Genomic DNA, 21760 nt, shown 5'->3' on the forward strand with positions numbered 1-21760 from the left:
CCATGGAACGGCAACTGGACGCTTATTGCGCTCACCTGCGCAACGAGCGCCAGGTGTCGCCTCACACCCTGGAAGCCTATCGACGGGACCTGAACAAGGTCCTGGCGTACTGCGAAAAACAACAGATCACCAGCTGGAAGGCGCTGGATATCCAGAGCCTGCGCAGCCTGATCGCGCGCCTGCACCAGGCGGGCCAGTCTTCGCGCAGCCTGTCGCGCCTGCTCTCAGCGGTACGCGGCCTCTATCACTACCTCAACCGTGAAGGCCTGTGCGACCACGACCCGGCCAACGGCCTGTCGCCGCCCAAGGGCGAACGGCGCCTGCCCAAGACCCTCGACACCGACCGCGCCCTGCAACTGCTGGACGGCGCCGTTGAGGATGACTTCCTGGCCCATCGTGACCAGGCGATTCTTGAGCTGTTTTATTCCTCGGGCCTGCGTTTGTCGGAGCTGACCGGCCTGAACCTGGATCAGTTGGACCTGGCGGACGGCCTGGTACAAGTGCTCGGCAAGGGCAGCAAGACCCGTGTGCTGCCGGTGGGCAGGAAGGCCCGCGAAGCCTTGCAGCTGTGGTTGCCGCTGCGCCTGTTGACCAACCCGGCCGACGATGCGGTGTTTGTCAGCCAGCAAGGCCGACGCCTGGGGCCACGGGCGATTCAGGTGCGGGTCAAGGCGGCCGGCGAGCGCGAACTGGGGCAAAACCTGCACCCTCACATGCTGCGACATTCTTTTGCCAGCCATATGCTGGAGTCGTCCCAGGACCTGCGCGCCGTGCAGGAGCTGCTCGGCCACTCCGATATCAAGACCACGCAGATCTATACCCACCTCGACTTCCAGCACCTGGCGACGGTATACGACAGCGCCCATCCACGGGCCAAACGCATCAAGGGCGGCGACTCATGAGTATCAAGCTGATCACCTTCGACCTGGACGACACGCTCTGGGACAACGTACCCGTCATCATCAACGCCGAGGCGTCGATGCGCGAATGGCTGGCACTTAACGCCTCCAAGGTTGGCGACTTGCCTCTGGAACATTTCGCCAGCCTTCGCCAGCAGGTGTTGGAGCGCCATCCAGAGCTTAAATATCGCATCAGCATCCTGCGTCACAAGGTCCTGATGCACGCGTTTGAAGAGGCGGGTTACCCACAGCCTGAGGCCACGCAGATGGCGGATGTGTGCTACGAGGCGTTTATTCACGCCCGTCACCAGCTCACGCCGTTCCCGGAAGCGGAGCCCATGCTAAAGGCGCTGCGCCAGCACTTCCTGCTGGGCGTGATCACCAACGGCAATGCCGATGTGCAACGCGTGGGGCTGGCGGATTACTTCCACTTTGCCCTGCGCGCCGAGGATATCGGCATCGCCAAGCCGGATGCGCGGCTGTTTCAGGAAGCCTTGCAGCGCGGTGGCGTGGATGCAAATCAGGCCGTGCATATTGGCGATCATCCTGGCGATGACATCGCCGGTGCGCAGCAGGCCGGGCTTCGCGCGGTGTGGTTCAACCCGACGGGCAAGGCGTGGGAAGCGGATAAGCAGCCGGATGCAGAGATTCGTAGCCTGACAGAGTTGCCGGGGCTGCTGCGCAGCTGGCAGTCACACTGAAGATTCAAAGTGGGAGCTGGCTTGCCTGCGATAGCGGTCTGTCTGACCCACCGCTATCGCAGGCAAGCCAGCTCCCACAGGGCTATGCAATGAATTTTAAGAATTTGTTTCAGGCATGAAAAAGCCCGCAGCGACGGCGGGCTTTTTCTTACAAGCAGTCTGCTGACCTCAGATAGGTCGGCTGCCGTACTTGTTATCCGGCTTCTTCGGTGGGTCTGCCACCACGTTGGCCTCGACTTCCTGCACTTTGCCGCCTTTAGCGAGGAATTCTTCCATCGCACGGGCCAGCGCATCGCGCTCTTTGTTCTTGGCTTCAACGCTCGGCAGTTCGTCTACCGAGACAGCGGCCTTGGCTTTGCCTTTGGCTGCTTTGGCAGGTGCGTCATCGCCGCCGTCATCGCCCTCGTCAGCAACGTCTTCGACTGCCGCTTCAAGACCTTCTTCAGCCTCGTCGTCGTCGCCTACTTCAAGGTCGTCGTTTTCCAGATCATCGTCGCTCATGTTCTACCTCATGACTTGCGAAAAGCAGATTAGTTATAGCCCAGCTTCACCCTCTGTCGAGGTCGCCGGAAAAAAATCACATCCACTGGATAACCAGTGGCTTATGCCCCATCACCGTGCAAGGTGGCGAGGACTTTACGAGCACCGCCATGATCACGGTGCTCGCCCAGATAAACACCTTGCCAAGTCCCTATCGCCAAGCGGCCGGCCTTGACCGGCAAACTCAACTGGCAGCCCAGCAGACTGGCCTTGAAGTGCGCCGGCAGATCATCCGGACCTTCGTCGTTATGTTCGAACCCTGCACGCCCTTGCGGCACCAGCGAGTTGAAGAAACGCTCGAAGTCACGGCGAACCGCCGGGTCGGCATTCTCGTTTATGGTCAACGAGGCCGAGGTGTGCTGCAGCCACAAATGCAACAGGCCTACTCGGCAAGCCTTTAACTCAGGCACGCCGGCAAGCAACTCATCCGTTACCAGGTGAAAGCCCCGGGGCTTGGCCCGCAGGGTAATCAGGGTCTGTTGCCACATACAGTTCTCCGCCCATCGGCGCGCATTCTAGCGCGGTCTGGGAAAAAACAAAGTGTCGAATACGCCTACATGCATGTAAGACTTTCGCATCCTCAAAAGTGCCGTGTGGATCCCATCACAAACTCGGCAAAAAACCCATCCGCCTTTAGCCACAGACAAACACCAGACAAAAAAATGCCCGGCAAGCCGGGCATCTTTTTTTCGCGTACTTACAAGTTGTAGCCGCGTTCGTTGTGTTGCGCCAGATCGAGGCCCACCGCCTCTTCTTCGTCGGTCACCCGCAGGCCCATCACCATGTCCAGCACCTTGAGGATGATGAAAGTCACGATGGCCGTGTAGATCACGGTGAAGCCCACGCCTTTGCACTGGATCCAGACTTGCGCCGCGATGTCAGTGGTGGCCGCGTTGAAGCCGCCCAGCGAAGGCGCTGCGAACACGCCGGTGAGGATCGCGCCAAGGATACCGCCGATACCGTGCACACCGAAGGCGTCCAGGGAGTCGTCGTAGCCCAGTTTGCGTTTCAGGGTCGTGGCGCAGAAGAAGCACACCACGCCCGCTGCCAGGCCGATGACCAGAGCGCCCATCGGGCCAACAGTGCCGGCAGCCGGAGTGATTGCAACCAGACCGGCTACTACGCCCGAGGCAATGCCCAGTGCGCTTGGCTTACCGTGGGTGACCCACTCGGCGAACATCCAGCCCAGTGCCGCAGCAGCGGTAGCGATCTGAGTGACCAGCATCGCCATACCGGCAGTACCGTTGGCCGCCGCAGCAGAACCTGCGTTGAAGCCGAACCAGCCAACCCACAGCATGGCTGCACCGACCAGGGTGTAACCCAGGTTATGCGGTGCCATCGGGGTGGTCGGGAAGCCTTTACGCTTGCCAAGTACCAGGCACGCCACCAGGCCAGCCACACCGGCGTTGATGTGCACCACGGTGCCGCCTGCAAAGTCCAGCACACCCCAGTCGCCCAGCAACGAGCCCGGACCGCCCCACACCATGTGGGCAATCGGCGCATAGACCAGGGTGAACCAGACGCCCATGAAGATCAGCATCGCGGAGAACTTCATACGCTCGGCGAACGCACCGACGATCAGCGCAGGGGTAATGATCGCGAAGGTCATCTGGAAGGTGACAAACACCGCCTCAGGGAACAGCGCCGCAGGGCCGGTGATGCTCGCCGGGGTTACACCCGACAGGAACAGTTTGGACAGGCCGCCCACGAACGAGTTGAGGTTGACGACGCCTGCTTCCATACCGGTGGTATCAAACGCCATGCTGTAGCCGTAAACGAACCACAGGATGGTGATCAGGCCGGTGATGGCGAAGCACTGCATCATCACGGAAAGAATGTTTTTGGAGCGCACCATGCCGCCGTAGAACAGCGCCAGGCCCGGAATGGTCATGAACAGTACCAGCGCGGTGGATGTGAGCATCCACGCTGTGTCGCCGGAATTGAGGACTGGAGCAGGGGCTGGGTCCGCCGCCAATGCCAGGGCCGGCATTACGAGGGACAACAGGGCTCCTAGCCCTGCGAATTTACGCAGAGTCATATTGTTTTCTCCTGGGGCGTTGGGGGTTTGGCGGCTTAGATAGCGTCGGTATCGGTTTCGCCGGTACGGATGCGAATAGCCTGTTCCAGATTGACCACGAAGATCTTGCCGTCACCGATCTTGCCGGTGTTGGCCGCCTTGGTTATCGCCTCGATAACCCGGTCAAGATCCTTGTCGTCAATGGCGACATCAATCTTCACCTTTGGCAGGAAATCGACCACGTATTCCGCGCCGCGATACAGCTCGGTGTGACCCTTCTGCCGACCGAAGCCTTTGACCTCAGTAACGGTAATGCCCTGCACGCCGATCTCGGACAGTGACTCGCGTACATCGTCCAACTTGAACGGCTTGATGATGGCAGTGACTAGCTTCATGAAAACTCTCTCCCGAATTGGTGGACTTGCCCCAGGAAAACAAACCCGTCTCAAGTCTAAGCGCAGTGCCTGGCTTTGTAACGCGTCGTCGCCTCGGCATTTGCCGTTGCGACGCCAGCGAACCACTGGTGACGAAACCTGTACCCCTGATCCGTCGGCGCACTGCATTCGTCACAGCGACTGCATCAGTGCATGGGTCATGATCGTCTAAGCAGAAACCTTGCCAGCTCCGTAAAAATCACTGAAATCAGTCCTTTGCCCACTTATGCCCACCTGCGGGGCGTATTGGCGGCTGCAATGCGCACAAAAACAGTGCGTAGCCGCCCAGCCCTCTGCGCGAAAAGCGTGCGCTCGCGGCCGTGAAAGGACTATAGACGCTGCGTGATACACTGCCGGCCAACAGTTTTCCGGAATATTTCCCATGCTCGCGCCCAAAGACCTCCTCGACGCCCTGAGCGGCCACGCCTCTCGCCTGTTCAGCGGCGAAACCCCGCTGCCCCGCAACGAAATCGAAAGCCAGTTCAAGGCGCTGCTGCAAAGCGGCTTCAGCAAGCTTGACCTGGTCAGCCGGGAAGAATTTGACAGCCAGATGGTCGTACTGGCCCGCACGCGTGCGCGGCTGGAGAGTCTGGAAGCGAAGGTAGCGGAGCTGGAAGCGCGGTTGACGCCACCCGCTGCTGAATAAACCCGGCCCCTGTGGGAGCTGGCTTGCCTGCGATAGCGGTGTTGAATTCACTGGCGCTATCGCAGGCAAGCCAGCTCCCACGGTGTTCTGCGTCGCTCTTTGGATACGTTCAGTAAAACCTCCCGCCCTCGAAAGCATCTCACCTCGTCTACCCTTGAAAAACCCGCAGGAAGCGGCCTCCCACTCAAGGAACGAGCATGTCCCTCGCCATCGTCCACAGCCGTGCCCAAATTGGCGTAGAAGCCCCCGCCGTTACCGTCGAAGTGCATATGGCCAATGGTCTTCCATCGCTTACCTTGGTGGGCCTGCCGGAAACCGCCGTCAAGGAAAGCAAGGACCGCGTGCGCAGCGCCATCCTCAACTGCGCGCTGCAATACCCGGCCCGCCGTATCACCCTCAACCTGGCGCCCGCCGACCTGCCCAAGGATGGTGGGCGTTTTGATTTGGCGATTGCCTTGGGCATCCTGGCCGCCAGCGTGCAGGTGCCGGCATTGATGCTCGATGACGTGGAATGCCTGGGGGAATTGGCCCTGTCCGGTGAGGTGCGGGCGGTCAAAGGTGTGCTGCCGGCCGCGCTGGCCGCACGCAAGGCCGGGCGCACCGTGATAGTGCCGCGGGCAAATGCCGAGGAGGCGTGCCTGGCGTCGGGGTTGAAGGTGATTGCAGTGGACCACCTGCTGCAAGTGGTGGCGCACCTGAATGGGCTGGTGCCGATTGAGCCGTATAAATCCGACGGCTTGCTGTACTTGAACAAGCCCTACCCGGACCTGAGTGAGGTGCAAGGCCAGCTTGCCGCCAAGCGCGCACTGCTGATTGCGGCGGCGGGCGCGCACAACCTGCTGTTCAGCGGGCCACCCGGCACCGGCAAGACCTTGCTCGCCAGCCGCCTGCCTGGTTTGCTGCCGCCCTTGAGTGAGCAGGAAGCCCTGGAAGTGGCGGCCATTCAGTCAGTGGTCAGCCTGGCGCCGTTGAGCCATTGGCCGCACCGTCCGTTTCGTCAACCGCACCATTCAGCGTCGGGGCCGGCGCTGGTGGGCGGCGGGTCAAAACCGCAGCCGGGGGAAATTACCCTGGCCCATCATGGCGTGCTGTTTCTGGATGAGCTGCCGGAGTTTGATCGCAAGGTGCTGGAAGTGCTGCGCGAGCCGCTCGAATCCGGGCATATCGTGATCTCCCGCGCCCGCGACCGGGTGAGTTTTCCGGCACGTTTTCAATTGGTGGCCGCCATGAACCCCTGCCCTTGCGGCTATTTGGGCGAACCCAGCGGGCGCTGTCGGTGTACGCCGGAGCAGATTCAGCGTTATCGCAACAAGCTCTCAGGGCCGTTGCTGGACCGGATCGACTTGCACCTGACCGTGGCACGGGAGACCACTGCGCTGAACCCGACCCAACACACTGGCGATAATACGGCGACGGCTTCGGCGCAGGTGGCAGAGGCTCGAGAACGCCAGCAAAAGCGCCAGGGCTGCGCCAATGCCTTTCTGAATCTGCCGGGGTTACGCGAGCACTGCACACTGGCAAAAGCCGATGAAGGCTGGCTGGAAAGCGCCTGCGAGCGACTGACCTTGTCCCTGCGCGCAGCCCACCGGCTGCTCAAGGTAGCGCGCACCCTGGCGGACCTTGAGCGGGTTGAAAACATTGCCCGGCATCATTTGCAGGAGGCCTTGCAGTACCGGCCTGCGGCAGTCGGCTAGCGCTTAATGAACGCAAATTCTGTGGCATGTGGGCTTTTGTGGCGAGCGGGCTTGCCTCGCGTTGGAGTGCGAAGCGCTCCTGATCCGGCCAATACGATTCAACCGGTAGAGCCGGGGCCGCAGCGCAGCCCAACGCGGGGCAAGCCCGCTCGCCACAGTGAAATGGTGTAAATACCGAGCCCTTATGCGGAGAAACCCAACAGCAGCTGCGCCACTTCCATGACCTCATCCAGTACCGCCTCGGCCGATTCCACAGACGGCTTGAGCATCAGGTCATCGGCATACCCCATCGCCAACGCGAAGATTTGCCGGGCCGCGCGTTGCGGCGAGTCGCAGCGAAAAATCCCCTCAGCCACGCCTCGCTCAATCACCTCAGCCAGCATGCCTTGCCACTGCGCGTTGATCACCAGATACGCCTGGGCCATTTGCGGGTCGTGCATGGCTTCGTCCCAGGCATCCAGCCACAACGCCCAGCCGGCATCAGCGGTGCTCGGCAGGCAATCACCTAAAAAACCCACCAGCGCCTCAAGTGGCGGAGCATCTGCCAAGGGCTCGCGCACTTCATCCAATTGCTCATTGGCAAAGCGCACAAAGGCTTCGCGACGCAGTTCGTTCCAGTCGCTGAAGTAGTGATAGACGTGGCTGCGCGACAAGCCGGCATGCTCGGCCAGGTCGCGGGTGGACACATCGGCAAAGCCCTTGCTGCGAAACAGCTCCAGGGCAGCGGCGATGATCTGGTCTTTACGGTCGATACGCGACATGGGCAATTCCTTTGGGCGCCGGTAGATAAGCGGCGCTTGCTTTTTGAGCGATCGCTCAAGGATACTTGAGCAGTCGCTCAATAATAGCGTCTATCACTCCTTTGGTGCACCCATGTCATCCGTGACCCCGCAAATCCTGATTGAAGAAAGCAAGAAAATCGGCCAGCAATCCGCCGGCCAAACGCTCAAGGCGATCGCCAAGGCATACCCCGGCAAGCTGTTCTGCACACTGTCACTGGTGGCGCTGGAGAATGCGCTGCTGTTGGCCTACCCGTTGTTTGCCGGGTTTGCGGTGGACTCGATTATCCGTGGCGATGCCACCAGCGCATTGTTCTATGCGTTGGTGGTGATGGCGTTCTGGGTGGTCGGCGCGGCGCGGCGGGCGCTGGATACGCGCACTTTTACGCGGATCTATGCCGACCTTGCGGTGCCGGTGATTCTCAACCAACGCCAGCAGAACCACAGCACCTCAAAATCCGCCGCGCGGGTGGTGCTTGCGCGCGAATTCGTCGACTTCTTTGAAAAACACGTGCCGATTATCGCCACCGCGTTGGTCTCGATTATTGGCGCAGCGGTGATGCTGATCGTGATTGAGCCGTGGGTCGGCCTGGCGTGCCTGGCCGCCCTGCTGCTGTGCGTGACGCTGCTGCCACGCTTTGCCCAGCGCAACCAGGAACTGCATGAGCGCCTGAATGATCGCCTGGAGAAAGAAATCGGCCTGGTGGAAAAAGTCGGCGCACCCACCTTGCGTCGCCACTACCACGTGCTGTCACGCCTGCGCATCTGGCTGTCTGACCGCGAGGCCGCCGCGTACCTGTTTCTCGGCACGCTGGCAGCCCTGCTGTTTGTGGTCGCGATAAGCCAGCTGGCTTTGTCGCCGGCGGTCAAGGCCGGCCACATCTACGCGGTCATGACCTACCTGTGGACCTTCGTCACCAGCATGGACGAGGCGCCTGGGATGGTCGACCAACTGGCGCGCCTCAAGGATATCGGCAAGCGCGTGGACCCAGGCCTGGGCGAGCATTAAGCCTTAACGAAAACGGTCGACCTCCTGCCGCAAGCCTGCCGCCAGGGTTTCCAGTTCCTTGGCGGTAATGGCCAGGTTCGACACCACTTCGCGCTGTTCGCTGTTAGCCAATGCGATGCTTTGCAAGTTGCTGCTCAGCACGTTGGCCGTGCTGCTCTGCTCCTGGGTCGCGGTGGTAATGGCAGCAAATTGCTGGCCTGCCGAACGGCTTTGCTCGTCGATGCGCGCCAGGGCCGAAGCGACGTCGGCGTTGCGCGACAGGCCTTCCTGCATCAACACGTTGCCGTGCTCCATGGTGCTGATGGCGTTGCCGGTTTCCTGCTGGATGCTTTGGATCATCACCGAGATTTCGTCGGTGGCCTGGCGCGTGCGCGAGGCCAGGTTGCGCACTTCGTCGGCAACCACCGCAAAGCCCCGGCCTTGTTCACCGGCCCGCGCCGCCTCGATGGCGGCGTTGAGCGCCAGCAGGTTGGTTTGCTCGGCAATCGAGGTGATCACGCCGACGATCCCGCCAATTTCCTGGGAGCGCTGGCCCAAGGTGTTGATCACCGTGGCCGTGCTGTTGAGGGCGGTGGCGATATGCTCCAGCGATGACGATGCCTCTTGCATCGAGGTGCGGCCAATACGCGTCTGCTGGGCGTTTTCCTGGGCCAATCGCTCGGTATTGCCCATGTTGTCGGCAATGTTCAGCGAGGTCGCGCTGAACTCTTCCACTGCGCCAGCCATGCTGGTGATTTCGCCGGACTGCTGCTCCATGCCCTCATAGGCACCACCCGACAGGCCGGACAACGCCTGAGCCCGGCTGTTGACCTCTTCGGCCGCTTTACGGATGTGCGAGACCATGGTCGACAGCGCTTCGCCCATCTGGTTGAAGCTGCTCGCCAACTGGCCGATTTCGTCATGGCTGGACACATTCAAGCGTGCGCTCAAATCGCCGGCGCCCAAGGCTTCGGCCTGGCGCACCAGGTCGCTCAAAGGCTGCAATTTGCTGCGCAGCAACCACACCGCTGCGCCTACTGCCAGCAACATCGCCAGCACGCTGCCGATCACCAGGCGAATGCCGACCGCCCAGGTGACTGCACGAATTTCGGACTTCGGCATGCTCGCCACCACCGACCACGGGCCGCCTTCGAACGGCACCGCGACACTGTAGAAATCTTCGTCCTTGTCGCTCCAGAAGCGGCCTTTGCCTGGGTTCTTGGCCAGATCAAGTATCACCGGGACCGCCTGATCCAACGCCTGCACACCCGCCGGTGGCACCAGCCAGTGCTTCTGTTCGTCCAGCAAGGCAAGCGAGCCAGTCTGGCCGATACGGAAGCGCTTGAGGTTGTCGAACTGGGCCTTTTGCTCATCGGTGTAATCAAAGCCGATAAACAACACGGCGATCACCTTGCCGGCGGCATCGCGCACGGGGCTGTACTGGGTCATGTAGGCGCGATCGAACAACACCGCCCGCCCGATGTAATTCTGCCCGGCCAACAGGCGCTGGTAGGCCGGATGCTGGTGATCCAGCACAGTCCCGATGGCGCGATTGCCATCTTGTTTGGTCAGGGAGGTACTGATGCGAATGAAGTCTTCGCCACTGCGCACAAACACCGTGGCCACCCCGCCGGACATCTGCTTGAACTCGTCCACCTCAGCGAAGTTGTTGTTCAACACCTCATCGCCCAACAACAGACTCGGGGTCTGCACACCGGCCACGGCGACTTGCTGGTCCGGGCGCACACTCAAGCCGGCGCCAAAGCGCTTTTCAAACAGCCCGCTCAATCGCTGAGTGCTCTCGCGCAAGGTGCTGTGGAAGGTGTTGAGTTGATCGGCCAGCAAGCGTGCCTCGCTGGCCAGGTGTTCCTCGCGGGTGTCGAGGTTGGCCGAATCCAAGGAACGCAGGGCAAAAACAGTACTGCCGCTGATGACGACCGCCAAAATAACGGCCAAGGCGAGGCCTAACTGGGAGGCGATCCGAGCGCGAGGTTGAGACATGACAGCTCCTGGCCGAGGCCAGGATCATCCTGATCTCTTAGCGCAGCTCGGCAAATTATCTGGTGGGAAACGCTGGAAAATAAGGGTTCCAGCACACCTTATTCGGCAAGCGCAGACAATACTTGAGCGATTTACAGGGGTACCGCGCAAACGATTGCACCGAAGCGCTAGGCCAGGCGTTCAACCTGGGGCAATTCCATGGCATTGACTTCGCCTTGAAGAAACTCCGCCAATCGCCGCAAACGCTCGCCACCGGGACGGGTTTTCGGCCACACCAGGTAGTAATTTTCCCCACTGGCCACCGCCGTCGGCCACGGCAGGCTCAAACGGCCCTGGGCCACATCTTCGGCCACCATCAGCAAATCGCCCATGGACACGCCGTAACCCCGCGCGGCGGCGATCATGCCCAACTCCAAGGTATCGAACACCTGCCCACCCTTGAGCGACACCTGGGACGACAACCCCATGTGCTCCAGCCAATTGCGCCAGTCACGGCGGTCGGGTGTGGGGTGCAGCAGCTCGGCGCTTGCCAGACGCGGGACGTCCCACGGCCCGTCATTGAGCAGGTTGGGCGCACCCACCGGGATCAGCAGTTCGGGGAACAGGTAGCAGGCCTCCCAATCCGCCGGAAAGTGCCCGTAGCTCAGTAATACAGCGCAGTCGAAGGGTTCCTGGTTGAAGTCCACTTCATCCACGCTCATCCATGCACTGGTCAGTTGCACTTCATTGCCAGGCTGCAAGGCGCGAAAGCGACTGAGCCGCGCCAGCAACCAGCGCATGGTCAGGGTCGATGGCGCCTTCATGCGCAGGATGTCGTCTTCGGCGTTCAGGGTGTGGCAGGCGCGTTCCAGCGCCGCGAAGCCTTCGCGCACGCCGGGCAACAGCAGGCGCGCCGCTTCGGTGAGCTGCAGGTTGCGGCCACTGCGCTGGAACAGGCGGCAGGCGAAGTGCTCTTCGAGCGTGCGGATATGCCGGCTGACAGCACTTTGCGTGATGGAAAGCTCATCCGCCGCACGGGTAAATGAGTTGTGCCGGGAGGCGGCTTCAAAGGCGCGCAAGGCATACAGCGGCGGTAGACGGCGTGCCATAGAAGAACCCCCTCAGATCAATACCCAACCCTACCATGAGTTTTAATCATGCGAATGATCGCTTTTATCCTTTTGTGTAATGCCTCGGGAGCGCCGAGAATCAGCCCTTTCCCAACCCTCTGACTTTTTGAGTGTGATGATCATGCAACATCCGGTGCGTACTGAACTCTGGGCCATTCTGCGGCTGTCGGGGCCGTTGATTGCCTCACAGTTGGCGCACATGCTGATGGTGCTGACCGACACGCTGATGATGGCCCGCCTGAGCCCCGAAGCCCTGGCCGGTGGCGGCTTGGGCGCGGCGAGCTATTCGTTCGTCGCGATCTTCTGCATCGGTGTGATTGCCGCCGTCGGCACGCTGGTCGCCATCCGTCATGGCGCCAGTGACATCGAAGGCGCCACTCGCCTGACCCAAGCAGGTCTTTGGTTGGCGTGGTTGATGGCGTTGGTGGCCGGCTTGCTGTTGTGGAATCTCAAGCCCGTGCTGCTGATGTTCGGCCAGACCGAAACCAACGTGCAGGCGGCTGGGCAATTCTTGACCATCCTGCCGTTCGCCCTGCCCGGCTACCTGAGCTTCATGGCCTTGCGCGGTTTCACCAGCGCCATCGGCAAGGCAACGCCGGTGATGGTGATCAGCCTGGGCGGCACGGTACTCAACTACTTGCTCAACCATGCCTTGATCGAAGGCATGTTCGGTCTGCCGAAGCTCGGCCTGATGGGCATCGGCCTGGTAACAGCGATCGTCGCCAACAGCATGGCCCTGGCGCTGATGTGGTACATCCGCAGCAACCGGGCTTACGCAGCCTACCCGCTCGGCGCGGGCCTGCTGCGCCTTAACACTCAGTATCTGCGTGAGCTATGGCGCCTGGGCCTGCCGATTGGCGGCACCTATGCAGTGGAGGTCGGTTTGTTTGCCTTCGCGGCGTTGTGCATGGGCACCATGGGCAGTACGCAATTGGCAGCGCATCAGATTGCCCTGCAAATCGTTTCGGTGGCGTTCATGGTGCCGGCGGGGATGTCCTACGCGATTACCATGCGCATCGGCCAGCATTACGGCGCCGGGCAATTGCTGCAGGCGCGCATGGCCGGGCGGGTCGGCATCGGTTTTGGCGCGTTGGTGATGTTGGGATTTGCCGTTGTGCTGTGGCTGTTTTCCGATGCGCTTATCGGGCTGTTTCTGGACCATAACGACCCAGCCTTCCACGACGTCATCGTGCTGGCGGTCAGCCTGTTGGCCGTGGCGGCGTGGTTTGAGTTGTTCGACGGCGTGCAAACCATTGCCATGGGCTGTATTCGCGGGCTGAAGGACGCCAAGACCACCTTCCTGGTGGGTTTGGGTTGCTATTGGCTGATCGGCGCGCCGTCTGCTTGGTTGATGGCGTTCACCCTGGGCTGGGGCCCAACGGGCGTGTGGTGGGGTTTGGCGCTTGGGCTGGCGTGTGCGGCCGTCAGCCTGACGTGGGCGTTTGAGGCGAAGATGAAGCGGATGATTCGGCAGGAGCCTGAAGTGCGCACGCAATTCCCGGCCATGCAACCAGACTAGAGAATGTACTCGGCCAATGTGGGAGCTGGCTTGCCTGCGATGGCGGTGTGTCAGGTGCCAAATTGGCTGGCTGGCCCACCGCTATCGCAGGCAAGCCAGCTCCCACATTTTTGATTGGGTTTACAACCTTCAGCCCAGCAGCGCCTGCTGGCTCTTGCCGAACGTCAAATACTCCACCAGCTCCGGCAACGGCAACGGCTTGCTGATCAGGTAACCCTGGGCCTGATCACACCCAAACAGCCGCAACAACGCCAGCTGTTCAGGGGTTTCCACCCCTTCGGCCACCACTTCCAGGTTGAGGTTGTGGGCCAGGTTGATCATGGCATGCACCAGCTTGCGGTTTTCTTCGCGCTCTTCCATGCCGCCGACGAAGCTCTTGTCGATCTTCAGCAAGGCAATTGGCAGGCTGTTGAGGTGCACGAATGAGGAAAAACCGGTGCCGAAATCATCCAGGGAAAACCGCACACCCAAACGGCCAAGGGCGTCCATGGTCTGCTTGACCAAGTCACTGCGGCGCATCACGGCGGTTTCGGTCAGCTCGAATTCCAGCCACTGGGCTTCGACACCACGCTCGGCGATCAGCCGGCTCAACGTCGAAAGCAACTGGCTGTCCTGGAATTGGCGAAACGACAGGTTGACCGCCATATGCAGCGGCGGCAGGCCGCGTTCGCGCAGGTCTTGCATATCGCGCAAGGCCCGCGAGATCACCCAGTAACCCAATGGCACAATCAGGCCACTCTGTTCGGCCAAGGGCACGAATTCGCTGGGTGGCAACAGGCCACGCTCGCCGTGGCGCCAGCGCACCAGCGCTTCCAGGCCGACGATATGCCCGTCGTCCAAATCCAGGCGCGGCTGGTAATGCAGCTCCAGTTCGTCGCGGCGCAGAGCACGGCGCAGCTCACTTTCCAGGTCGGCCAGGCTGCGGGCGTTGCGGTTGATGCGTTCGTTGAAGATGTGAAAGGTACAGCCCTGGGTACTCTTGGCCTGCTGCATGGCGATGTGCGCGTGCCACATCAGCGGGTCGGCCCCGGCGCGGGCACGGGCATGTGCCACGCCCAGGCTGCAGCCGATCAGCAGGCTTTCGCCATCCACCCAATACGGCTCGGCCATGGCTTCGGTAATGCGCTCGGCCATCCACTCGGCGCGCTGGGGCGCACGGCGGGTGTCGATCAGCAGGGCGAATTCGTCGCTGCCCAGGCGCGCCAGTTGGTCACCGGCTTCGAGTTGGCTCTTGAGCCGCGAGACCACTTGCAGGATCAAACGATCGCCGGCCTGATGGCCCAAGGCGTCGTTGGCGTGACGAAAATTGTCGAGGTCCAGATGGCCGAGGGCCAGGCCACGGCCTTCGTTTTCAGCCAGGCGCGCCGCCAGCAAGGTCTGGAAACCCTGGCGGTTGGCGATACCGGTCAGCGGGTCCTGTTCGGCCAGGCGCTGCAGGGTGTTTTCCAGCACGCCGCGCTCACGCACGTGGCGCAGGCAGCGGCGCAAGGTATCGGTATCCAATGCACCAAAGACCAGCCAATCGCTCACACCCAGCGGTGAAACCAGCGGTTCCTGCTCCAGCAGCAATATGCACGGCAGGCTGCAACGGCCTGGGCCGGGTTGCAGGCTGGGCGTGGTCAATAACACGGCACTGTGGTCGTCATCGAACAGACGACTCACCGAGTCCCAGTTGGGCGCGCTGACCAGCACAGCCCCATCGCCCATCGGCGCCAGGCACTCGCGCAACAACGCTGCCCACGCTGGCTCATCGGCCAGTAGCAGCAAACGCAAGGGTTCGACAGGCGTAGACAAGCTAGCTCCCTAGACTCTGCAAAATTTTTTGGCGGCGGGCATTATGACGCGCGGCCTGATAATCACCAATGATAAGGGTTATCAAATACGCTAACGGTATACATTCGCTGCAGTTACCCGTCACATCCTGCGGCAAAGTATCAAAACCGGCAAATTTAGATCGAGTGGTACGTCACACCGTCGTTCTAAAGCAGCAGAATCTTGCCAGCCTGTTAAAATGCCCGCCCTTTTGAACAACGACTCCCTGATTTCTGTATGTCCCGACTCAATCCCCGGCAGCAAGAAGCCGTGAACTACGTCGGCGGCCCTCTATTGGTGCTCGCCGGTGCTGGCTCCGGCAAGACCAGCGTGATCACCCGCAAGATCGCGCACCTGATCCAGAACTGCGGCATCCGTGCCCAGTACATCGTCGCCATGACCTTTACCAACAAGGCCGCGCGCGAAATGAAGGAGCGTGTCGGCACGCTGCTCAAGGGCGGCGAAGGCCGTGGCCTTACGGTGTGCACGTTCCACAACCTGGGCTTGAACATCATCCGCAAGGAGCACGTGCGGCTGGGCTACAAGCCGGGCTTCTCGATCTTCGACGAGACCGATGTGAAGTCGCTGATGACTGACATCATGCAGAAGGAATACGCAGGCGACGACGGCGTGGATGAGATCAAGAACATGATCGGCGCCTGGAAAAACGACCTGATCCTGCCGCCCCAGGCCCTGGAAAACGCGCGCAACCCCAAGGAGCAGACCGCCGCCATCGTCTACACCCACTACCAGCGCACGCTCAAGGCGTTCAACGCGGTGGACTTCGACGACCTGATCCTGCTGCCGGTAAAGCTGTTCGAGGAACACGCCGACATCCTCGAAAAATGGCAGAACAAGGTGCGCTACCTGCTGGTGGACGAATACCAGGACACCAACGCCAGCCAATACCTGCTGGTGAAAATGCTCATCGGCACGCGCAACCAGTTCACCGTGGTAGGCGACGACGACCAGTCGATCTACGCCTGGCGTGGCGCGCGCCCGGAAAACCTGATGCTGCTCAAGGACGACTACCCGTCCCTGAAAGTGGTGATGCTGGAGCAGAACTACCGCTCCACCAGCCGTATCCTGCGCTGCGCCAACGTGCTGATCTCCAACAACCCCCACGAGTTTGAAAAACAACTGTGGAGTGAGATGGGCCATGGCGACGAGATCCGCGTGATCCGCTGCCGCAATGAAGACGCCGAAGCCGAGCGCGTGGCCGTGGAAATCCTCAGCCTGCACTTGCGTACCGACCGGCCCTACAGCGATTTCGCGATCCTGTATCGCGGCAACTACCAGGCCAAGCTGATCGAGCTGAAACTGCAGCACCATCAGGTGCCGTATCGCCTGTCGGGCGGCAACAGCTTTTTCGGACGCCAGGAAGTAAAAGACCTGATGGCCTACTTCCGGCTGATCGTGAACCCGGATGACGACAACGCCTTCCTGCGCGTGATCAACGTGCCGCGTCGAGAGATCGGCTCCACCACCCTGGAAAAGCTCGGCAACTACGCCACCGAACGCAAGATCTCGATGTACGCCGCCACCGACGAAATCGGCCTGGGCGAGCACCTGGACACGCGCTTCACCGATCGCCTGTCGCGCTTCAAACGCTTCATGGACAAGGTACGCGAGCAGTGCGCCGGCGAAGACCCGATCAGCGCCCTGCGCAGCATGGTCATGGACATCGACTATGAAAACTGGCTGCGCACCAACAGTTCCAGCGACAAGGCTGCGGATTACCGCATGGGCAACGTCTGGTTCCTGATCGAGGCGTTGAAAAACACGCTGGAGAAGGACGAAGAAGGCGAGATGACCGTCGAAGACGCCATCGGCAAGCTGGTGTTGCGCGACATGCTTGAGCGCCAACAGGAAGAAGAAGACGGCGCCGAAGGCGTGCAGATGATGACCCTGCACGCGTCCAAGGGCTTGGAATTCCCTTACGTGTTCATCATGGGCATGGAAGAGGAAATCCTTCCGCACCGCTCCAGCATTGAAGCTGACACCATCGAAGAAGAACGGCGCCTGGCCTACGTGGGCATTACCCGCGCACGTCAGACACTGGCCTTCACCTTCGCCGCCAAGCGCAAGCAATACGGCGAAATCATCGATTGTGCCCCCAGCCGGTTCCTGGATGAACTGCCGCCGGACGATCTGGCCTGGGAAGGCAATGACGACACCCCGACCGAGGTGAAGGCCGTTCGCGGCAACACCGCCTTGGCGGACATACGCGCGATGTTAAAGCGCTAGAATCGACTACTTTTTAATCTACTTTCGGCGCACACCGCGCCATTAGAGGAAGCTTTCCGTGGAAGCACTGCACAAGAAAATTCGCGAAGAAGGCATCGTGCTTTCCGATCAGGTCCTCAAGGTTGATGCCTTTCTGAACCACCAGATCGACCCGGCACTGATGAAGTTGATCGGCGACGAATTCGCCGCGCTGTTCAAGGACTCGGGCATCACCAAGATCGTCACCATCGAAGCCTCGGGCATCGCCCCGGCGATCATGACCGGCCTGAACCTCGGCGTACCGGTGATCTTCGCCCGCAAGCAACAGTCTCTGACCCTGACTGAAAACCTGCTGTCGGCCACTGTGTATTCCTTCACCAAGAAGGTCGAAAGCACCGTGGCGATTTCCCCACGTCACCTGACCAGCAGCGACCGCGTGCTGGTGATCGACGACTTTTTGGCCAACGGCAAAGCGTCCCAGGCGCTGATCTCGATCATCAAGCAAGCCGGCGCGACCGTTGCAGGCTTGGGGATTGTGATTGAGAAGTCGTTCCAGGGTGGCCGTGCGGAGCTGGACGCGCAGGGTTATCGGGTTGAGTCGCTGGCGCGGGTGAAGTCGCTGGCCGGTGGCGTCGTCACCTTCATCGAGTAATCACTGCCTGAACTCGATTAAAAATGTGGGAGCTGGCTTGCCTGCGATGAGGGCCTGACAGTCGACAACTCTGTCGACTGACACTCCGCTATCGCAGGCAAGCCAGCTCCCACATTTGATTTTTGGTGCCTGTCAGTGCGCGGTGGCTTGGAGGCCAGCAAGCAGCAAGCGCTGATACAGATCCTCTTTCAACCCCTCCGGCTGATCCAGCCGCATGCGCTTCAAATGCTCGGGAAACGCCTCCGGCTCCGGTGCATCCAGTGCCGCCCGGCCCAATTCCAGAATCTCCGTCAGCTTGAATTTGCTCTTGAGCCAGTTAAGGGCGCGCAACAGGTCCCGTTCCTCATCGGTAAAATCAGTGCCCAACGGATATTCCGGAAACAACCGGCGATGCCGCGCCTGAATGCCCTTGAGCCGCTCCGGCGTATTCTCAGTAAAACGTGGGTCCAGTTCGAAGTCCTTGGCCAGCTTGCCAGCCTTTTGCGCCTGTTCGATCAGGTCGTTCTGGAAGCGCGAGTCGGTGACCTTGAGCAAGGCCTCGATCACCTTGGCATCCGTCTGACCGCGCAAGTCGGCAATGCCGTATTCGGTAATGACGATATCCCGCAGGTGCCGTGGGATGGTGCAGTGCCCGTACTCCCAGACTATATTGGAACTGACCTCACCCGCCGACTCGCGCCAGCTGCGCAGAATCAGGATTGAACGCGCGCCCTCCAGCGCATGGCCTTGCGCAACAAAGTTGTACTGCCCGCCCACGCCGCTGAGTACGCGACCGTCTTCGAGCTGGTCGGCCACGCCCGCACCGAGCAGCGTCACCATGATCGCGCTGTTGATAAAGCGCGCATCCAGGCGTTGCAGACGCTTGAGTGCTTCCTGCCCGTACAGCTCGTTGATGTAGCTGATGGCGGTCATGTTGAATTCGAGGCGTTTGGCGTGAGTCATTTCCTGCAAACGCTGGTAAAAGCTGCGCGGCCCGAGGAAGAAACCGCCGTGAATGGAAACACCGTCGGGCTGCGCGGCGTCATCCAGGGTGCCGGCGTTGGCCTGCTGCTGGGTCGTCACATCCGGGTAGACCTTGCGCCGAATAATCCCGGCATCGGCCAGCACCAGCAGGCCGTTGACGAACATTTCGCTGCATCCATAAAGGCCACGCGCAAAGGGCTCGACACCGCCTTCGCGGCTGATCAAAGGCGCCCACTGGTAAACATCCAGATCCGTCAGCAACAACCGGTAGGCTTCGTTATCGGCCTGGCGCGCCAGTAAGGCGGCGGTCAGCGCATCGCCCATAGAGCCAATGCCAATCTGCAACGTGCCGCCATCGCGCACCAGGGTGCTGGCATGCAAGCCGATAAAGTGGTCTTGAAAGCCGACCGGCATATTCGGTGTGGAGAACAACGTGGTGCTGTCCTTCTCGTCGATCAGGTAATCGAAGGCGTCCATACCCAGTTCGGCATCGCCGGGCATATAGGGCAAATCGCTGTGAACCTGGCCGACGACGAGGATGGTTTCGCCTGCTTCGCGGCGCTTGGCGATCATCGGCAGCAGGTCGAGGGTGATATCGGGGTTGCAGCTCAAGCTCAGCCGGTCGGGGTGTTCGGCGCTGCTGGCGACCAATTGCGCCACCAGGTTCAAGCCGGCGGCGTTGATATCGCGGGCAGCGTGGCTGTAGTTGCTGCTGACGTAGTCCTGCTGCGCCGACGCGCTATGCAGCAGGCTGCCGGGCTGCATGAAGAACTGCTGCACACGGATGTTCTTTGGCAGGCTGTCCTTGTGCAAATCCGCCAGGAAATCCAGCTCGGGATAGTCGCCGAATACCCGCTCGATAAAGGGTTCGAGAAAGCGCTTCTGCAAGCCGTCACCCATGGTCGGGCGGCCCAGGGCCAGTGCGGTATAGATCGTCAGCTCGCGCTCCGGCAGCTTGGCGATACGCCGGTACAGCGCATTGACGAACAGGTTGGGCTTGCCCAGACCGAGCGGCATGCCCATGTGGATATGCGCCGGCAAGCGTGCCAGTACGTCGTCAACTGCTTGCTCGATTGAACACAACTGCACCATCCGACCCTCCTGAACATTCCGTGATTAGGGGTTGGACCGAGCTTGCCGGGTCTTTGCTGCAATGAACAGCAATCAATTTGATAAGGCCATCCCTGTGCGCATGAAGAAACTGCCAAATAAAAGCCTAATTAAAACAGAAACATATCATAAAGGTTTAACCCGAGATTACGACCAAAGAAAAGCCTTACGACTCATTGAATAAAAGCCCTACGTTCATTTAGGACAAGATCAAAACACAAATTATATCCACGCACTAATATCGATTTCAGTATGAAACCGTCTTCAAAAGGCTATACACCTAACGAATACAAATACCCAAGGAAACGCAATGAAAAACATTAATCATATAATAATTATCGGTTTCGGAAGCGTCGCACAAGGCCTGCTCCCACTATTATCAAGGCATTACAATGGAGTGAAAGTGACAATTTTTGAGAAACACCTAAACGAGAGCCTTATCGAAATCACCACCGAATTTTCAGCCACCCTGGAAGAAAAGGCCATAACCGCTGAAAACTTCAAACCCATACTCTCGCCGTACTTAAACGGAAATACTTTTTTAGTGAACCTCGCAGTATCTGTCTCAAGCCTGGAGCTTTTAGAACTGGCTCAAAAGTATGACTCACTTTATCTAGACACCTGTATAGAGCCGTGGGCCTACAAAGACGAAAAATACCAGGCGCTTATCACAAACTATCAGCTTCGCGAGGTAATGAAAACGTATCAACAGAAAACTACTGGCCCAACCGCTGTTGTCGCCCATGGCGCAAATCCTGGTTTCATCTCAATTTTATTAAAGAAAGCTTTAGTAGAAATGGCCGCAGCAAACAACATAGTAGCAGAACCGAAAAACCAGATTGAATGGGCAGCGCTTGCCAACATCCTTGAAATACAAGTTATACAAATCTCCGAGCATGACTCCCAAGTCAGTGCATCAGCCCGCGCCCCCCTAAACTTCGTCTCCACATGGTCTGTGGACGGTCTCGTTACCGAATGCCTGCAAGCAGCAGAATTGGGCTGGGGCACACACGAAACAGAAATTCCTTACGGCGCAAGGAAAAATGGATATGCACTAGAAATGCTAGAGCAAGGGTGTAACGTTAGAGTTAAAAGCTGGTCACCTAACTATTTGGAATTTTCTGCCTATTTACTAACCCATAACGAAGCACTGTCAATTGCTGAATATTTGACTTTAGGCGACCCCGAGAATCCTACCTACCGCCCAACTGTTTACTATGCGTATGAACCTTGTGATCAGACACTCGATTCAATGCAACTTTTGGGTCAGAGTGAGCAATCAGAAAAAATCAAAAAAACGATTATGAAAGACGAAATTATTTCGGGAATAGATGAGCTTGGCGTTTTCCTAATCAGCAAAAAATTCCGCGCCTTCTGGTTAGGGTCAAATCTATCAATTGGTAAAGCCAGGAAAATGGCCAACTACAACAGTGCGACAAGCTTACAGGTTGCCTCCAGCATAATTGGCGGCATGAAATGGGCAGAATACTTTCCAAACGCTGGCGTTATAGAGTCGGAAAATTTGGATTGGCGTTACGTATACGACATCACTGTTAACTATTGGGAGCCCATCGTCAGTCAACAGACAGACTGGAAACCATCGGATGTCGACCACACGCTGTCTTTCAGTAACTTTTTAGTATGAAGCCGTCTACCTGAAAAATAACTTT

The 21760-nt window shown here is 59.5% G+C and carries 18 protein-coding genes; 9 read left to right on the top strand and 9 right to left on the bottom strand.

Annotated elements, in window-relative coordinates:
• Positions 1-2: 2 nt before the first annotated feature.
• Together xerC and HX790_RS26900 are read left to right on the top strand one after the other, a co-directional pair.
• Positions 3-902, top strand: a complete 900-nt coding sequence (xerC, locus tag HX790_RS26895; RefSeq protein WP_017134991.1) for a tyrosine recombinase XerC — start codon at positions 3-5, stop codon at positions 900-902.
• Positions 899-1600: an HAD family hydrolase gene (locus tag HX790_RS26900; protein WP_176992491.1), complete on the top strand. Its 702-nt coding sequence runs from the start codon at positions 899-901 to the stop codon at positions 1598-1600. The genes xerC and HX790_RS26900 overlap by 4 nt, the downstream gene beginning before the upstream one ends.
• A gap of 168 nt (positions 1601-1768) precedes the next feature.
• Here the strand turns inward: HX790_RS26900 and sutA are convergent, their stop codons facing one another.
• From sutA to glnK, 4 genes are all read right to left on the bottom strand, one after another.
• Complete coding sequence (sutA, locus tag HX790_RS26905) at positions 1769-2101, bottom strand: transcriptional regulator SutA (RefSeq protein WP_176992492.1); 333 nt, start codon at positions 2099-2101, stop codon at positions 1769-1771.
• 101 nt (positions 2102-2202) lie between these two features.
• Positions 2203-2628: a secondary thiamine-phosphate synthase enzyme YjbQ gene (locus HX790_RS26910; RefSeq protein WP_017135898.1), complete on the bottom strand. Its 426-nt coding sequence runs from the start codon at positions 2626-2628 to the stop codon at positions 2203-2205.
• A 209-nt stretch (positions 2629-2837) separates the two neighbouring features.
• Positions 2838-4178 carry an ammonium transporter gene (locus HX790_RS26915; RefSeq protein WP_017135897.1) on the bottom strand — a complete coding sequence of 447 codons (1341 nt, stop codon included), beginning with the start codon at positions 4176-4178 and terminating at the stop codon, positions 2838-2840.
• Between the two features lie 35 nt (positions 4179-4213).
• The gene (glnK, locus tag HX790_RS26920; RefSeq protein ID WP_002555808.1) at positions 4214-4552 is read right to left on the bottom strand and encodes a P-II family nitrogen regulator; all 339 of its coding nucleotides are present in this window, start codon (positions 4550-4552) and stop codon (positions 4214-4216) included.
• 421 nt (positions 4553-4973) lie between these two features.
• On the opposite strand from glnK, the gene HX790_RS26925 reads away from it, so the two are divergent.
• Both HX790_RS26925 and HX790_RS26930 read left to right on the top strand, forming a co-directional pair.
• Positions 4974-5237, top strand: coding sequence for an accessory factor UbiK family protein (locus HX790_RS26925; protein ID WP_058421153.1), 264 nt, complete (start codon positions 4974-4976; stop codon positions 5235-5237).
• A 197-nt stretch (positions 5238-5434) separates the two neighbouring features.
• Complete coding sequence (locus HX790_RS26930; RefSeq protein WP_138452421.1) at positions 5435-6931, top strand: YifB family Mg chelatase-like AAA ATPase; 1497 nt, start codon at positions 5435-5437, stop codon at positions 6929-6931.
• 182 nt (positions 6932-7113) lie between these two features.
• Here HX790_RS26930 and HX790_RS26935 read toward each other — a convergent pair whose 3' ends face one another.
• Positions 7114-7692 carry a TetR/AcrR family transcriptional regulator gene (locus HX790_RS26935; RefSeq protein WP_176992493.1) on the bottom strand — a complete coding sequence of 193 codons (579 nt, stop codon included), beginning with the start codon at positions 7690-7692 and terminating at the stop codon, positions 7114-7116.
• Positions 7693-7804: 112 nt separating this feature from the next.
• Between HX790_RS26935 and HX790_RS26940 the strand changes: the two genes are divergently transcribed.
• Positions 7805-8719: an ABC transporter six-transmembrane domain-containing protein gene (locus HX790_RS26940; protein WP_169988058.1), complete on the top strand. Its 915-nt coding sequence runs from the start codon at positions 7805-7807 to the stop codon at positions 8717-8719.
• Positions 8720-8722: 3 nt separating this feature from the next.
• Here HX790_RS26940 and HX790_RS26945 read toward each other — a convergent pair whose 3' ends face one another.
• On the bottom strand, positions 8723-10699 hold the full coding sequence (locus tag HX790_RS26945) for a methyl-accepting chemotaxis protein (RefSeq protein WP_176992494.1): 1977 nt from the start codon (positions 10697-10699) through the stop codon (positions 8723-8725).
• A 167-nt stretch (positions 10700-10866) separates the two neighbouring features.
• A complete protein-coding gene (locus HX790_RS26950; protein ID WP_176992495.1) occupies positions 10867-11787 on the bottom strand; it encodes a LysR substrate-binding domain-containing protein in 921 nt (306 codons plus the stop codon).
• Between the two features lie 136 nt (positions 11788-11923).
• On the opposite strand from HX790_RS26950, the gene HX790_RS26955 reads away from it, so the two are divergent.
• Complete coding sequence (locus HX790_RS26955) at positions 11924-13327, top strand: NorM family multidrug efflux MATE transporter (RefSeq protein WP_176992496.1); 1404 nt, start codon at positions 11924-11926, stop codon at positions 13325-13327.
• Positions 13328-13456: 129 nt separating this feature from the next.
• Here HX790_RS26955 and HX790_RS26960 read toward each other — a convergent pair whose 3' ends face one another.
• A complete protein-coding gene (locus tag HX790_RS26960) occupies positions 13457-15121 on the bottom strand; it encodes a bifunctional diguanylate cyclase/phosphodiesterase (protein ID WP_017135872.1) in 1665 nt (554 codons plus the stop codon).
• Between the two features lie 255 nt (positions 15122-15376).
• Here HX790_RS26960 and rep point away from each other — a divergent pair, with 255 nt between their 5' ends.
• Positions 15377-17386 carry a DNA helicase Rep gene (gene rep, locus HX790_RS26965; protein ID WP_017135871.1) on the top strand — a complete coding sequence of 670 codons (2010 nt, stop codon included), beginning with the start codon at positions 15377-15379 and terminating at the stop codon, positions 17384-17386.
• 58 nt (positions 17387-17444) lie between these two features.
• Positions 17445-18017, top strand: a complete 573-nt coding sequence (locus HX790_RS26970; RefSeq protein WP_010207474.1) for a xanthine phosphoribosyltransferase — start codon at positions 17445-17447, stop codon at positions 18015-18017.
• 132 nt (positions 18018-18149) lie between these two features.
• On the opposite strand, the gene HX790_RS26975 is transcribed toward HX790_RS26970, so the two are convergent.
• On the bottom strand, positions 18150-20072 hold the full coding sequence (locus tag HX790_RS26975; protein WP_017135870.1) for an acetyl-CoA hydrolase/transferase C-terminal domain-containing protein: 1923 nt from the start codon (positions 20070-20072) through the stop codon (positions 18150-18152).
• A 328-nt stretch (positions 20073-20400) separates the two neighbouring features.
• Here HX790_RS26975 and HX790_RS26980 point away from each other — a divergent pair, with 328 nt between their 5' ends.
• Positions 20401-21735, top strand: coding sequence for a saccharopine dehydrogenase C-terminal domain-containing protein (locus HX790_RS26980; RefSeq protein WP_176992497.1), 1335 nt, complete (start codon positions 20401-20403; stop codon positions 21733-21735).
• Positions 21736-21760: the final 25 nt, after the last annotated feature.

The organism is Pseudomonas sp. IPO3747 (assembly GCF_013385245.1).
Lineage (GTDB): Bacteria > Pseudomonadota > Gammaproteobacteria > Pseudomonadales > Pseudomonadaceae > Aquipseudomonas > Aquipseudomonas edaphica.